The organism is Helicobacter cinaedi CCUG 18818 = ATCC BAA-847 (genome assembly GCF_000155475.1).
Lineage (GTDB): Bacteria > Campylobacterota > Campylobacteria > Campylobacterales > Helicobacteraceae > Helicobacter_C > Helicobacter_C cinaedi.
Window position 1 is genome coordinate 460,871 of the sequence record NZ_DS990391.1, and the last position, 15,115, is coordinate 475,985.

A 15,115-nucleotide genomic window follows, 5' to 3' on the forward strand; every position below is an offset into this window, starting at 1 on the left:
GGCTCACATTTTGAGTTATTGTAGCAAAACTTTAATGAAGTTTCCAAAATCAATAAGCATTTAGAGTTCCTTTTCTAAATGTGAAAGAAGCAAAGCCTTTGCATCATCTAGATTCATATCTCTTGGCACGACAAAACCATCTAGGGCATAAAAGTCAATCCTTGAAAATGGCTTTGGAATCTTAAACTTATCCCAAGTCTTTAACTCCCAATACCGACTATACACCACACGCATAGGAATAATGCGTTTTTGCGTCTTTTGGCTCATTGCTATTACGCCATCGCCTATGCTGTGATATGGTCCCTTTGGTCCATCAGGGGCGATACCTATATCGTAGCCATTTCTAAGCAATTTAAGAGAATCTATAAGCACTTTTAGCCCACCTCGCGTTGTTGAGCCACGCAAAGGCTTGAGCTTAAAATACTCGCATAAACTCACCATTAATTGTGCATCAAAATGATGGGAAGCAATAATGTAAAATCCTTTATCACGCCCCTGCTGCATTTGTTTTCTTAGCTTTTTATACAAAAATGGTAGCATACAAAATTCCCCGTGCCAAAATGCACCGATGATATTTTCACCACTTGTTTGTGGGCTAATAAAAAAGCGATGTCGGCTTAAAATATACAAAACCCACACAAGCACAAGCATCAACGGCGGAATAATTTTACCTAGAATCTTACGCTTTGTTTCGCGACTAATCACTGCCATTTATACACTTTTATATACATTTGCTTGCAAGGCTTGTTCCAAACTTAGCTCTCTTACAAACTCCCCATACAGCCCACCGCCATCATTATGGGTAACCTTGACTTGAATAATTGAGCCAATGGGGCATTTTCTGCCTAGGATCTTTATAAGTTTATTTTGACTGCTCCGCCCCTCACTCCAAGTCTGCCCCTCATCATCGCGGTGATTTTCAATCAGCACCTCATAGATTGAGCCAATTTCTTTTTGTGCCTTTTTTTGTAGAATCTGCTTATGGAGATTCTGTAATCGACTTAATCGCTCTTTAGCCACCTCTTGAGGCACAAGCATACTCTTATCATAGCTATACGCACTTGTATGCGGACGCGGAGAATACACAAAACTATAAAGCGTATCAAATTCAACGATTGATAGCACCTCCATTGTGTCTTCAAAGTCTTGTTCAGATTCAGTGGGGAAGCCTACAATAATATCCGTGCCAATGCCAACATTTGGGAGCAGGGACTTAAGCTTTGCAATTCTGTCTAAATACCACTGCTTATCATAGCCGCGTCTCATCATTTTTAGAATCTGGCTTGAACCACTCTGCAAAGGAATATGTATGCCTTTAGCAATTTTTGGATTCCTAGCAAATTCTTCCAAAAACTCATCGTCCATATGCAAGGGATGCGGTGAAGTAAAGCGGATTCTATATAGCCCTTCAATCTCGCTTAAAGTCGCTAAAAGCTCTGTGAAGTTTGTCTTTTTATGCGGGGTAGAAAACCTTACGCCATAATGATTGACATTCTGCCCTAGCAAAAGCAACTCCTTTGCCCCATTTGCCACAAGCTTTTTAGCTTCATTTACAAGCAAATCTATGGGAATTGAAATCTCCTTGCCACGCGTGAAAGGCACGATGCAATAGCTACATTTTTTATCGCAGCCTATTGAGATATTAAGATGAGCTTTAATCCCCATATCTTGTGATGAAGCAAACACATAAGTGCTATCATCATAGTCTATATCTACCTCCACAGCTTTTGGACGATCAAGCACCTGCGTGATTTTAGAGACATTCCTAGCCCCAAGCACAAAATCAACACTAGGAGCTTTCTTAATAATCTCTTCGCCCAAATGACTAGCCGTGCAGCCGCAGATTCCTATCTTTGCGCCAGATTTTTTCTCCTTAGCAAACTGCCCAATTTCCGAAAATAGCTTTTTTTCAGGCTTTTCACGCACAGAGCAGGTGTTAATAAGGATTAAATCCGCCTCTTTAGCATTATCAGTAAGTGTGTATTGCTTCTTTTCTTTCAATTCAGCAATGATATGTGCTGAATCTCGCTCATTCATCGCACAGCCCAAAGTTTGTATAAAAAGCTTCATAAACTTAGTCTTTGATATATAGATTCTAAAAATTACAAAATATGAAGCTCATAAATATAACTGCCCTCATCTAACGCATAACGCACTTCATTGAGATATGTGCTATGCCCCGCTTTTTGAAAAAATGCACACGCCTTTTGCATATCTTTATGGGAATTTTCCTTATCAAAATAAAAGATATTTTCCCCCTGCGTGAGTTTTTTAAGTATATCTTCACAGCTTATTTTCACCGCATTTGTCTTGTTTTTGGTATTGAGTGTGTTTTTAGCAAGTTTTAGCTCCATTTGCTCTCCTTTATGTAGATATTGCAGATAAACAAAGGGTCGCATTATAAGTCAAAATCACTCATTGCTTGCTTAATTTAAGATGATTCTATGAAACTTCACATAGAATCTAAGCATACGCTGCCAAGATTCTATATTTGAGAAGAGGATTTAAGCACCCTTTGGTGGAGTGAATACGCTTATTGGCTCAAGGCTACCTTCATATTTTTTGATATTCACAAGTCCTGTATGTGCGATATTACCATTAGCAAGAGCAGAGGTTGGCATATCTAAAGTCAAAACATTTGGTGAGCCATTTTTACATATACTGCCGACTTTACCCGGCTCTTGTGGGTCATACCACGCCCCTTCACACAAACGCACGACACCGGGCTTAATTGCATCGGTTACAAACGCCCCTGCTAAGACTTCACCCCTTTGATTACTCACACTCACAATATCACCTGTTTTAATGCCTTTAGCCTGTGCGTCCTTTGGATTAATCCAAATAGGCTCTTTATCGCCAATAGCATACTCTTTACGCAGTGAAGTATTGGCAAGTTGAGAGTGCAATCTTAATGCTGGGTGAGAGGTAATAAGTGCAAATTCTGCTGGCTTATCCTTCATACCTAGCCATTCTATTGGCTCAAGCCAAGTGGGGTGTGCCGGGCAGTCTTTATACTCATATTTCTCAATCGTTTGAGAATAAATCTCAATCAAGCCAGAATCTGTCCCAAGCGGATTTAAAATTGGATCTTCTCTAAAGTCCGCATATCGCACAAATGCTTCAGATTCAGCTGGAATCTCAAACTGAAGTGGCTCATTTGCCTCCCAAAACTTTGCAAAATCAGGTAGCTCTAACAACAAGCCTTTTGATTGAGTGAGAGCTTGATTATAAAATTCCTCAAGCCACTGCATTTCGCTTTTATTCTCGCTAAACTTATCATACACGCCAAACGCCTTTGCTAAATCACAAAAGACCTTATAGTCATCTACGGCTCCAAACTGCTTCTCCACAAGCTGTTTCATCGGCACAATATGGAGGTTTGAGTAGTCCCCACTCATTGAGATATCATTGCGTTCATAGCTTGTGGTAATTGGCATAACAATATCAGCGTGTCGTGCTGTTGGCGTCCAATAAATCTCATTGACTACAATCGTCCTAGGTTTTTGCCACGCTTTAAGGAAAGTGTTTGTATCTTGATGATGCACGAGCGGATTCCCACCAGCCCAATAGATAAAATCAATATCTGTATAAGTGATTGTCTTGCCGTTGTGCTGTATGCTCTTGCCCGGATTCAGCAACGCATCGGCTATTCTCGCTAATGGGAAATTATTCTCACTGCCCTGCATAAGCCACTCTGCACCACCTTGACTGACATTACCAAGATTTATTCCGCCTACAACCGGAGCCGTAGCTGTAGGTGAGCCACCATTGCTGTAATGATAGGACAAGCCAAATCCACCACCGGGCAGCCCAATCTGCCCTATCATACACGCAAGTGTTACTAAAGCCCAGTGTGTTTGTTCGCCGTGATGAGCGCGTTGCATTCCCCAGCCAGACATTAGCATTGTGCGATTTTTGAAAAAGAGTTTGGCTAAAGATTCTATTTTTTGTGCTGAAATACCACAAATCTTAGACGCCCACGCAGAATCTTTGACTACACCATCACTCTTGCCCAAAAGATATTGACTAAACTTATCAAAGCCCTGCGTGTAGTTTTCAATAAACTCTTTATCATATTGATTTGTTTTTAGCATTGTATGCATAATGCCAAGCATTAGTGCCACATCAGTATTTGGCAAGGGAGCAATCCACTCCGCTCCCAAATAATCGCAAGTCATATTCCTTACAGGATCTATGCTAATGAGCGTTTTGTCTGATTTTTTAAGCTTTTCAAAAAAGTCAAGTCCCGTGCCTTCGTTCAAAGCCCAAGCATTTCGCAAAGTCGCCATAGGGTCAGCACCCCAGATAACAACCACTTGAGAATTATCTAGCACCATAGGATAAGAAGTTTGCTGCTCATACACCTCTATACTTCCCACGACATAAGGCATAATTACTTGCGATGCCCCGGTAGAATAATCTCCCGTTACGCCCACATAGCCACCTGCCATACCCATAAATCTTTGCAACAAGATTCTGGAATTGTGCAGATTCCCGCTACTTTTCCAGCCATATGACCCGGCAAACACACCCTCCTTGCCCTTTTGCTTGTAGGTTGCCTTAAGCTCTTTGGCAATGAGTGCAATAGCCTCATCATAGCTTACTCTCACCCACTCATCAGCTCCACGCAATTCCGGCTTTGGAGAGGCGGGATTTTCAAGGTAGGATTTTCGCACCATTGGATATTTGATACGCGTAGGTGTGTAAATTAAATCGGCAATCGTGCTATGTAAAGGGTTTGACACACTATTTTGCAAGGCATTGACACTAGAGATAACTTTGCCATCTTTAATCGTGGCTTTCAAAACACCCCAATGTGCACCCGTAATCACCTCTCCATCTAACACGAGATTTTCGCTAAATGCTTTTAGTCCAGATTCTACACTCGCCTTTTTGCTTGAATCATCACAGCCCACAAAAGGCACAAGAGCAAAGACTGCTAGTCCCTTCCCCATTGCTTGAAGTATTTGTCGTCTGCTAATATTACTCATCACGCCCTCCTTACTTATCTTTTGGCATATCTTTGGCATTTTTTTGCAAATATTGAGACACAAGGTATTCTTGGTTGCTATCATAGCCCACGCGACTTTTCATTGACTTTACAACGCTAGGCCACTGATTAGCATTAAACTCCTTTGGCGGGTGCAATGCGTGGCACACAGAGCAGTTTCCAAAAAGCTCTTGTGCTTCCTTATAGAGTGGCTCTACACTCTCTACCAAATCCGCATTTTCACTCCATAGCTCAACACTCGCTTTCACCCACTCTTGCTTACTTTCACTCTCTTTAAAAGACTTGGTAATCTTAAATTCCACATCTGCATTTTTAGAAAACCCAGCATTTAAGATTCTACGATTAGGGACAAAATATAAAGCCACTTGCTTATCAGCTTGTGCGTAGCCTTCAATCCTTAAAAGCACCTTATCACCCTTTTGCTCTAGCACTTCCACCTGAGCTGTTGGTAGCAGTCTTCCCACAACCTTATCACTCCCATCTTTGTAAAGGGATTTTACCTTAGAAGCATACTTCACATCACCCGCATACGAATACGCAAACGCCATACTTACAAGTATCATCGCTCTTGCAAATACTCTCATTTACCCTCCTTGACTTTTTGGTATTATTCACTTAAGGAATGTTTTGATTTTAGTCAAAGTTTATTAAAATCAACTGAAAAAGCGTTATTTTAAGGAGTGTTTCTTATGGGCTATGTAGCCTTTTGTATCGTGGAATTATCGTTATTTACAAAAAAGTCTATCGCTTATCTTGGGCTTGAGATTCTGTATTTTGTTCTTTATCAGCAGGGTTTTCATTGGTGGAAGAATCTTTAATGGAAGATTCATTGGTAGGATTTTCATTTGTAATAGAATCTTGCGTATCTTGTGTGGGCTCTTGGTCTAATTCTTGGCTTACTTCATTCTCTTGCAAATCTCCTGCCTGTGTAGAATCTTGTGAGCTAGAATCTTGGCTTGGCTTAGAATCACTTTTTTGTTTTAAGCGATTTGGTTCTACTTGGCGGATTTGTGATGTGATTTTAGCTGCTTTTTGAGTATCCATTTTGCCTAGAATTTTTGTCATATCTTTCACTTCCATTTGTGAGAGAATCTCCACCGCTTCAGATTCTGGCATATCAGCTAGAATAGCTGCTGCCTTGGCTTCTTTCAAACCTTTATAAGCTTTGACTATTTTATCATCTTTGACCTGTTTAATTTGGGCTAGAATCTCCTCATTTCGCGTGATTAAATCCTGCAATTCCTGCTCTTTTTGCTCTAATTCTTGGTTATTTTTCTCTTTCAAACTCGCTAATTCCGCCTTTGCCTTCTCTTGCTCTTCAGCAAAGATAACGATTTTCTCATCAATCTCTTTTTGCTTATCTTGGAGCTGTCGCTCTTTTTCATCAAGTAGCACTTGCGTAGCATTTTGCAATACTTGCAGGGCTTGTTGCCGCTCATCTATCTCATCAAGTTGAGTTTTTATCTCGTTTTTACGCGTTTCAAAAATAATACTACAATCAAGCAATTGCGAGTTTTCAGCAAAGCTCTGCACCCCCACACATAAGCACAATACACCATAGAAAAAAGAAGCCCTCATATCACTCTGCCTCCTATTGTCTTATCTCCAGCGTTATTATAAAGCATAAGTGCGATTTCATTGCTTTGAAACTTCTCTTGCATTTTTAGCTTTTGTAGCACAGAATCTTGCTCTTTTTTTTCCAAAAACTTTACCTTTTCATATTCAATATGCGATTTTTTATACTGCTCTTGCAAAAGGGCTTTATTTGCTTGTAAAGATTCTAACTCCGCACAATGCAAGGCGATATGGGCTAAAAGCATATTTTTTGTTTCTTCAAATGCCCTAAAAGCATAAAATGCCCCGCCACTTGGCATTTTAAGCCCTAAAAATTCTTCTTGCAACGCCGCTATTTGACTTTGCTTACTCGCGATTTTATTTTCATTTTGCATAATGCTACGCTCAATCCTTTGCATATCATTTTTGCGAAGATTCACAATCGCACCAAACTTTGTTTTCATTCTTCTCAAAGCCTAATAGTATCTTCTCGCTCAGCACTTGTAGAAATCATAGAGATTTTCACACCTATGAGCTTTTCAAGCTCTTTGATATAGATTTGTGCGTTTTTTGGTAGGGCGTTAAAATCTCGGATTCCACAAGTTTTGTCCCACCCTTCAAACTCCCTGTAAATAGGCTTCACACATTCATAATCTGTTGGGATATAGCCTATCTCCCTGCCCTCATATTCATAGCCCACACAGACTTTGATACGCCTAAATCCATCAAGCACATCAAGCTTCATAATACTCAAACTCTCACAACCATTCAACGCACACGCATACCGCACCGCTACAGCATCAAACCATCCACATCGCCTAGCCCTGCCTGTTGTCGTGCCAAACTCGCCTCCAGATTCTCTTAGTCTCTCTCCTATCTCGCCTAGCTCTTCGGTTGGGAACACGCCATTGCCCACCCTTGTGCAGTATGCCTTGGCGATGCCAATAACCTTTTGTATATCTCGTGGGGCAAGTCCGCTACCACTACAAGCCCCTGCGGCAATGGTGCTAGAGCTTGTTACATACGGATATGTGCCGTGATCAATATCTAGCATACTGCCCTGTGCCCCCTCGCATAGAATCTTCTCGCCCTTTTTTTGTGCCTCCCATAAAAGCTGTGTCGTATCTGTGATAAAAGGCAGAATCTGCTCTCTTAAAGATTCTAAATGCGAAATCACATCTTCCACACTTGGTAGCTCCACACCATAGAGACTTTCAGCATATTTGGCTTGTTGATAGATAGATTCTATTTTTGCTTTTAAAATTTGAGGATGCTTTAAATCCATTAGTCGCACACCATTGCGTGAAACCTTATCGCCATAGCAAGGTCCTATGCCCTTGCCTGTCGTGCCAATGGCACTTGTATTTTTGCTCTTTTCTTTTGCTTTGTCTAAAATCTCGTGGTATGGTAGAATGATATGTGCCTTATCGCTAATAAACAATCGCCCCTGCAAATTCTCAAACGCACTCATCTCTTTTAACAACGCTTCAAGGTTAATCACAACGCCATTGCCGATGACATTTTTGCACTGCGGATACAAGATTCCAGAGGGAAGTAAATGCAAAGCGATTTTTTTAGAATCCACCACGATTGTATGCCCTGCGTTATGTCCCCCTTGGTAACGCACCACATAGTCATACCCACTAGCTAATAAATCAACAATCTTTCCCTTGCCCTCATCGCCCCACTGAATCCCCACAATCAAATCAGCCATCTTTAATCTCCTTAAAAAAATAGAATCTCACAATTTACGCTAAAAGGCACTCAACCACTTCATCAGTATATATCGCAAAGCCACACGAGCTTACACTCTCTACCCCATCTTCAAACACGCTATATTTGCCCCCTTGAAGCAAAGTCGCATTCCCTAAAAACATTCTAAAAAATAAATCCCCATAATATGAGCTAGGCGCATACGCAAGGGGAGAGAAAATGCTATTTTCATACTCGCAATAACTCGCACACTCTAGCAGCCTTTCAAGCTCCCCTTTTAAAAACACAGGCGAATCTGCTATGGCTTTAATCAAATCCTGCTTAGTCTTTACACGCGTGAGATTAGCAATATATGAAGGCATTTGCAAAAGTTGCTCCACATTATTTGAAGCAAAGACTTCAAGATTCACACCACTATGTTTAGCACATAAAAGCGGAATCTTCATATTTGAGATTTGTAAAAATGGCTTTAACCCAAGCTCGGCTAAGATTCCAATACCTAGGCACATTACCGGCGATAGACTTTCTCCGCCTAAATGCTCCGCTCCAATTTGATGAATTTCAGTCGTAGGATAGCTAAATACCGGCTGGATATAAAACCACTTCTTATGCTCACTGCTACGCGTTATCCGCTTGGTAACAATACGCATAGCATCAAGTGTCGTATCATACCTTAGCCCAATTTGATGATTGCTTTCACTGCTTAGCCGCACAAGCTCACGATTAAAAATATCGCCCTGATGTTCTAAAAAGCTAAAAGTTGGCGTTACAATCTCTTTATAATCATTCTCATAAAACGCCCTAATCGCACAAGATTCTATATCTCGTTTTAGCTTTGCTGCGGTATCAAAATATAACTTGCTCCCTTGCGGTAGCTCGTGCTCTAAAATCACTTTTACACACTCCTACTTTCATCTAAAATCGCTATAGCTTACACAAAAGGCTGGATTATAGCATAAATATCGTTTTATGCGATTTACATAACTTTTACTTGCAAATGCTATACTCGCCATTCTTCTAATAAACACAAAGGGTTTTCAATGAAAAAAGTAGCATTGCTTATGAGCGGGGGTGTAGATAGCTCTTATTGTGCACATTTGCTTTTATCTCAAGGGTATGAAGTCATAGGGCTATATCTCAAACTCCACGATAAAGAAAAAAAACATAAAATTTACATTAAAAATTGCGAACAAGTCGCTAGTCAGCTTGGAATCCGCTTTGAAGTGCTAGATTTGCGTGAGGAATTTAAAAAGAATGTCTATGACGCATTTGTGAAATCCTACAAAGCAGGGCAGACGCCAAATCCCTGTGCAGTGTGTAATCCGCTAATGAAATTTGGCTTAGGGTTACAAAAGGCTGATGAGTTAGGTTGCGACTTTATCGCTACGGGGCATTACGCACAGATTAAAGAGATAAATGGCATTAAACGCATAGCAAAAGCACTTGATGATACAAAAGACCAAAGCTATTTTCTCTACGCCCTGCCACAAAGTGCGATAGATAGAATCATCTTTCCACTTGGGACATTTACAAAAGAAGAGGTAAAAAAAACCGCCCTTAAACTCCTGCCTTTCCTTGGGACATTAGAGACTTATAAAGAATCTCAAGAGATTTGCTTTGTAGAAGATAGCTATATTGATATTTTAAAACTCCACGAAAAGGTGGATATGGAAGGTATTGTGCGGGATAGCAATGGTAAGGCGGTTGGCACACATAAGGGCTATATGCACTACACTATCGGCAAACGCAAGGGCTTTAGCGTCTTTGGCTCACACGAGCCGCATTATGTCAAAGCGATTAACCCACAAAAGAATGAAATCATTGTCGGCACAAAAGAAGAGCTTACCATAGATTCTATACAAGCCCTCAATAAAAGCCTCCCACAAGCCTTTGATGGCGGAGTGTATGATATAAAGGTGCGGTATCGCAGTGAGCCTTTAAAAGCAGAAATCAACATACAAGGCGAATATATCCACGCAAAATTACTAGAATCTGCCTATGGCGTGGCTCAAGGACAAGCCTTGGTGCTTTATCAAGATGACTGCGTTTTGGGTGGAGGCGTCATCACTCAAGCGAACTAAGAGGTTTGATAACCCGTGTCAAAATAAATCTTTAACAATAAAGCCCTATATCTCTCAAGTTTAGATTCTAGCTCAAACTCTCATTTTGTCTAGAATCTAAAAATTCTAACCCTTTTCCGCATTTGACTTCTTTGACTGACACAACATAAAGTTTATGAAAACTCTTATTATTTTCATATTTTTCACTTGCCTAGATGTTTATTAAGATTCTAAAATGCCTGAAACAAACCTATCTCAATTCTCATTTTGGTTTATCTTTAAAAACTTAATAACTATTCCTATAATTAATTATATTTTAAGCTGAGTTATATTATTCTCCCGCTTTCACACATAATTTACACAAAGGAATCACAATGAAAACTCAAATGAAAACAATAAGCAGAATTTTAACGGGGGGGGGGGCAATTTGTCTTTTTGGCTCAATCGCCCTTGCAGATACTCTCAATGAAAATTCACACACAGCCACAAATCAAACAAGTCTTGCAGAATCTTCAAGCGATCAAACTTCCCCATCCACTCGCAATGTCAAACTCAACAAATCTATTGTTACCGCCGCATCAGGTAGTGAAAAGCTTGTCAAAGATGCTCCAGCTTCTACCACCGTGATTAGCCAAGAAGAGTTGCAAACAATGCCCTATCGCGATTTAGCCGAAGCAGTAAGGAATGTCCCGGGCGTTGAGATTGACTCAAGTGCAGGGAAGCTTGGAGGATTTTCATTCCTTATACGCGGTATGCCAGCAGACTATACACTTTTACTTGTAGATGGCAGACGCACCAAGCCGGGCGGACAAATCGCCACAAATAATAATGGTATGGAATCTATGTATAATGCCTTTATGCCCCCCCTTAGTGCGATTGAAAGGATAGAGGTTATACGCGGACCTATGAGCACACTCTATGGCAGTGATGCAATGGGCGGTATGGTGAATATCATAACGAAAAAAATCCCAGAAAAATGGGGTGCGACACTAAGCCTTGAAGCAAATATCCCTGAATCTAAAACCTATCAATCCACCTATCAAGCCTCATTCTACGCCGCAGGAGCATTAAGCAAAAAAGTAGGTATGAACTTTAGACTACGAGATCTCTATCGCTCTGAAGCGGGAGATACCTTTAAAACAAATGATGGCAGCACAACCAAAACCTTCTTTGGCGCTCAAAGCAATGCTTATAATATCGGCACAAGGCTAAACTACACGCCAGATTCTAAAAATACCTTTATCTTTGATGTGGATTATACAAAAATCACTTTTGATAATCGCAAGCAACAAGTAGGAAGCCACACCACAAGTAGCAATGATACGCTGATAGGCGGATATACTGATTATCTGAATGTATCTAAACTTGTAGGGCTACTTGGACACGATGGGGATTATAGCTTTGGGAAGTGGAAAACTTCATTGCAATATATGGATACACGCAATCTTGGACGCAAGGTTGTGGGCAAATACACCGCCGATCCTGATGTGGGCAAAAATCGCGATATTATAGGGCAGGATATTTATCTAGATTCACGATTATTGCTTCCATTAGGAGACTATAATAACCTTAATATTGGGGCAGAGTATCGCAGTGAGCAAATGCACGATAGAGCGGCAAATCCAAATAGATTTGGCTTTCACACTATAAGTGCGTTTGTAGAAGATGAGTGGAATATTTTTGAGCCTTTTACAATTACACTTGGATTGCGTGATACTTATAACACAAAGTTTGGCAATCACATCTCGCCTAGAATCTATGGTGTGCTTGATATAACAGATAGTCTAACGCTTAAAGGCGGTGTATCCACAGGGTATAAAACCCCTTATACCAACCAGCTTGTAAGCGGTGTGTATGGCTATGGGTCTCAAGGAAAATTAGGCTTTTTGGGGAATCCGGACTTAAAGCCAGAAACTTCAATCAACTATGAGCTAGGCTTAGTATTTGATAATGACTATGTGGATTTTAGTGTTACAGGATTTAGGAATAACTTTTCTAACAAAATCACTTCACAGAAAGTAGCTTCTGGCGAAGCATTTAGCGCCTATTGTGGCAATAGTATTTATAGTAGTGGCTGTAATCAACTCTATAACGCCGATACTGCCTACACACAAGGGGTTGAAAGCACATTTGGGATTAAGCCCATTTATGGCGTGGGCTTTGATATAAGCTATGTTTGGACAGACACAGAAGTAACTTCAGGCAAGACAAAAGGGCAAAAACTATCCTTTATCCCCGAGCATTCACTCAATGCAAAGGTAAGCTATGCGTATAAGGATTTTAGTGCCTATTTACGCACAGAATACAAAGCAAAAACGCCAAATAATAGTTTTTACAGCAACACAAATACACTCACTTACAAAGAATACTACAAAGACTATGTCGTGCTAACCCTTGGCGCACAATATAGGATTAATGACTTTGTTCGCTTAAACGCTGGAATCTACAATCTCTTAAATCATAGCTTTATTGATTTTGATTATGTCGGCACACAAAGTAGGAATGGTAGTAGTAGTAGTACACCAGTATATGCCAACAACTACCGCTTTATCCTTGATGGACGAAGATATTGGCTCAATGTAACGCTTGATTTTTAATCACACAAAATGTTTTTAGAATCTACAAACTTCAAAATGACAAAAAGCTTGAAACAAAACTTTGGGGTTTTGCCCCAAGGTGTATAAAGCTGATATATTTCTTAAAATTTTTTAAAGGATTTGTAAAAAACATCTCTCTTATCTTAAAAAAATGTAAAAAATTATAGCTTTTAGATTCTTTTCAGTTTCTAAGGCATAGAATCCTAACCGAAGTTATCATAATGTGATAACAATCTCACCCAAAGGAGTTTATTATGGGAAAACGCGTAGAACACGATTTTATAGGCGAACTAGAAATTGCTGATGATGTGTATTATGGAGTGCAAACTTTTAGAGCTTTGCAAAACTTCAACATCACAGGCGATAAGCTTAGTAGCTACCCAAGCTTTATTAAAGCTTTCGCACAGGTAAAAAAGGCGGCGGCTCTAGCAAATAATGAGCTAAAACTACTAGATAGCACAAAAAAAGATGCCATTTGTAAGGCTTGTGATAGGCTTATCGCTGGGGAATTACGAGATCAATTTGTCGTAGATATGATTCAAGGCGGGGCTGGAACTAGCACAAATATGAATACCAATGAAGTGGTAGCAAACCTTGCTTTAGAGATTATGGGGCATAAAAAGGGTGATTATCAACACTGCCACCCAAACGACCATGTGAATCTCTCTCAATCTACAAACGACTCTTACCCAACAGCTATCCATGTAGCCCTTTATGATGAGTTATCCGCCCTTGCTAAAGATATGGAAGTGCTTAAAAAATCCTTTGAAAATAAATCAAAAGAGTTTAAAGATGTGCTAAAAATGGGACGCACACAGCTCCAAGACGCTGTGCCTATGACTTTAGGGCAGGAGTTTCATACATTTGCGGTGATGATGGGCGAAGACATTGCTAGAGTTTTAGAGGCAAGAAGCCTTGTAACAGAAATCAATATGGGCGGCACAGCGATTGGCACGGGGATAAACTCTCACCCAAACTATCCAAAAATCGTGCAAAAATATCTTTGCGAAGTTACAGGACACCCCTTCAAAACCGCTGATGATTTGATTGAAGCGACACAAGATACGGGTGCTTATGTGCAAGTAAGCGGTGTGCTAAAAAGAGTAGCGGTAAAACTCTCTAAAGTATGCAATGACTTGCGACTTTTAAGCTCTGGACCGCGTGCTGGGCTAAATGAGATAAATCTCCCTAAAATGCAACCCGGAAGCTCCATAATGCCCGGAAAAGTAAATCCCGTGATTCCAGAAGTGGTCAATCAAGTGTGCTATGCGGTTATTGGTAATGATGTAACTGTGAGCTTTGCGAGTGAAGGCGGACAATTACAACTCAATGTATTTGAGCCGGTTATTGCCTATGGACTCTTTAACTCTATCTCTATGATGAGAAACGCAATGCTTACCCTTGCAAGCAAATGTGTCGATGGAATCACAGCAAATGAAAAGGTATGTAGCGACTTTGTGTATAACAGCATAGGTATCGTTACCGCCCTAAATCCATATATCGGTTATGAAAACTCTGCATCCATCGCTAAAGAATCTTTGCAAACAGGCAAACCGGTAAAAGAAATCGCATTAGAGCGAAAGCTTTTAAGCAAAGAGCAGTTAGATGAGATTTTCCAACCAAAAAATATGCTAAATCCTCATATGAGTGCGGAAGATAAGGCGAAGTTTCAAAAAAATTCGCCATTTGCGTAAGAAATTTAGGCTTTGAGTGCAAAGGCAAGAGCCTAAAATTTTGATTTTTGGGAAGTTTCTCATAAACCGCAATATTAGCTTAAGTAGCTACATTATTATGCGAGATAGCCCAAAATACACCTTAAAGATACTTCCGCAAGTATTCATATTAGTATCTTGTATGGAATCTAGATTCTTGTCATATTGAGCCGTAGGCGAAATATCTTTTTTAGATTTTAAAGTTTTAGATACTTCGCCTAAAGGCTCAGTATGACAAGCTGTTTTAGATTCTAGATTCTAACAACTTGTTATGTTTGAGCGAAGCGAACCGCCTAAGAGTTTGGATTTCAAAATAAATTTAAATTAAAAGGTATTTCATCAAATGCTTAATATAACAAGAGTTTAGATTCTAGGTTTTCACTAGGCAATACTTATTTTTGTGTTTTTTAAGGCAAGAACTACTCTATGTGCGAATTGCTATCTTAAAAAACACAAATTTAGATTGAA

12 protein-coding genes are annotated in these 15,115 nt (G+C 40.0%); 3 read left to right on the forward strand and 9 right to left on the reverse strand.

What is annotated here, in order from left to right; genetic code table 11:
- Positions 1–60 precede the first annotated feature (60 nt).
- The 9 genes from HCCG_RS02450 to HCCG_RS02490 form a co-directional block, all read right to left on the reverse strand.
- Complete coding sequence (locus HCCG_RS02450; protein ID WP_014667333.1) at positions 61–711, reverse strand: lysophospholipid acyltransferase family protein; 651 nt, start codon at positions 709–711, stop codon at positions 61–63.
- On the reverse strand, positions 712–2,070 hold the full coding sequence (gene miaB, locus HCCG_RS02455) for a tRNA (N6-isopentenyl adenosine(37)-C2)-methylthiotransferase MiaB (RefSeq protein WP_015453847.1): 1,359 nt from the start codon (positions 2,068–2,070) through the stop codon (positions 712–714).
- A gap of 32 nt (positions 2,071–2,102) precedes the next feature.
- Positions 2,103–2,354: an HP0268 family nuclease gene (locus HCCG_RS02460; protein ID WP_002955821.1), complete on the reverse strand. Its 252-nt coding sequence runs from the start codon at positions 2,352–2,354 to the stop codon at positions 2,103–2,105.
- A gap of 150 nt (positions 2,355–2,504) precedes the next feature.
- Entirely contained in the window at positions 2,505–4,991 is a 2,487-nt protein-coding gene (locus HCCG_RS02465; RefSeq protein WP_002955822.1) for a molybdopterin guanine dinucleotide-containing S/N-oxide reductase, read from the reverse strand.
- 10 nt (positions 4,992–5,001) lie between these two features.
- On the reverse strand, positions 5,002–5,595 hold the full coding sequence (locus HCCG_RS02470; protein WP_014667614.1) for a heme-binding protein: 594 nt from the start codon (positions 5,593–5,595) through the stop codon (positions 5,002–5,004).
- Positions 5,596–5,752: 157 nt separating this feature from the next.
- A complete protein-coding gene (locus HCCG_RS02475) occupies positions 5,753–6,589 on the reverse strand; it encodes a MotE family protein (protein WP_014667334.1) in 837 nt (278 codons plus the stop codon).
- Entirely contained in the window at positions 6,586–7,029 is a 444-nt protein-coding gene (locus HCCG_RS02480; protein ID WP_002955825.1) for a flagellar export protein FliJ, read from the reverse strand. Before HCCG_RS02480 ends, HCCG_RS02475 begins: the two co-directional genes overlap by 4 nt.
- A 5-nt stretch (positions 7,030–7,034) precedes the next feature.
- Positions 7,035–8,279 (reverse strand): adenylosuccinate synthase, encoded by a 1,245-nt coding sequence (locus HCCG_RS02485; RefSeq protein WP_002955826.1) that lies wholly within the window; start codon positions 8,277–8,279, stop codon positions 7,035–7,037.
- Between the two features lie 34 nt (positions 8,280–8,313).
- A complete protein-coding gene (locus HCCG_RS02490) occupies positions 8,314–9,171 on the reverse strand; it encodes an ATP phosphoribosyltransferase regulatory subunit (protein ID WP_002955827.1) in 858 nt (285 codons plus the stop codon).
- A 147-nt stretch (positions 9,172–9,318) separates the two neighbouring features.
- Between HCCG_RS02490 and mnmA the strand changes: the two genes are divergently transcribed.
- The 3 genes from mnmA to aspA all read left to right on the forward strand — a co-directional run bounded on the left by mnmA (position 9,319) and on the right by aspA (position 14,629).
- On the forward strand, positions 9,319–10,359 hold the full coding sequence (mnmA, locus tag HCCG_RS02495) for a tRNA 2-thiouridine(34) synthase MnmA (RefSeq protein WP_002955828.1): 1,041 nt from the start codon (positions 9,319–9,321) through the stop codon (positions 10,357–10,359).
- 353 nt (positions 10,360–10,712) lie between these two features.
- Complete coding sequence (locus HCCG_RS02500; protein ID WP_015453848.1) at positions 10,713–12,935, forward strand: TonB-dependent receptor domain-containing protein; 2,223 nt, start codon at positions 10,713–10,715, stop codon at positions 12,933–12,935.
- 254 nt (positions 12,936–13,189) lie between these two features.
- Positions 13,190–14,629, forward strand: a complete 1,440-nt coding sequence (gene aspA / locus HCCG_RS02505) for an aspartate ammonia-lyase (protein ID WP_002955830.1) — start codon at positions 13,190–13,192, stop codon at positions 14,627–14,629.
- Positions 14,630–15,115 lie beyond the last annotated feature (486 nt).

What these genes read in the sequence shown, in the direction of transcription:
- HCCG_RS02450 (WP_014667333.1), bottom strand. Translation starts at nt 711, where the DNA reads ATGGCAGTGATTAGTCGCGAAACAAAGCGTAAGATTCTAGGTAAAATT.
- miaB (WP_015453847.1), bottom strand. Translation starts at nt 2,070, where the DNA reads ATGAAGCTTTTTATACAAACTTTGGGCTGTGCGATGAATGAGCGAGAT.
- HCCG_RS02460 (WP_002955821.1), bottom strand. Translation starts at nt 2,354, where the DNA reads ATGGAGCTAAAACTTGCTAAAAACACACTCAATACCAAAAACAAGACA.
- HCCG_RS02465 (WP_002955822.1), bottom strand. Translation starts at nt 4,991, where the DNA reads ATGAGTAATATTAGCAGACGACAAATACTTCAAGCAATGGGGAAGGGA.
- HCCG_RS02470 (WP_014667614.1), bottom strand. Translation starts at nt 5,595, where the DNA reads ATGAGAGTATTTGCAAGAGCGATGATACTTGTAAGTATGGCGTTTGCG.
- HCCG_RS02475 (WP_014667334.1), bottom strand. Translation starts at nt 6,589, where the DNA reads ATGAGGGCTTCTTTTTTCTATGGTGTATTGTGCTTATGTGTGGGGGTG.
- HCCG_RS02480 (WP_002955825.1), bottom strand. Translation starts at nt 7,029, where the DNA reads ATGAAAACAAAGTTTGGTGCGATTGTGAATCTTCGCAAAAATGATATG.
- HCCG_RS02485 (WP_002955826.1), bottom strand. Translation starts at nt 8,279, where the DNA reads ATGGCTGATTTGATTGTGGGGATTCAGTGGGGCGATGAGGGCAAGGGA.
- mnmA (WP_002955828.1), top strand. Translation starts at nt 9,319, where the DNA reads ATGAAAAAAGTAGCATTGCTTATGAGCGGGGGTGTAGATAGCTCTTAT.
- HCCG_RS02500 (WP_015453848.1), top strand. Translation starts at nt 10,713, where the DNA reads ATGAAAACTCAAATGAAAACAATAAGCAGAATTTTAACGGGGGGGGGG.
- aspA (WP_002955830.1), top strand. Translation starts at nt 13,190, where the DNA reads ATGGGAAAACGCGTAGAACACGATTTTATAGGCGAACTAGAAATTGCT.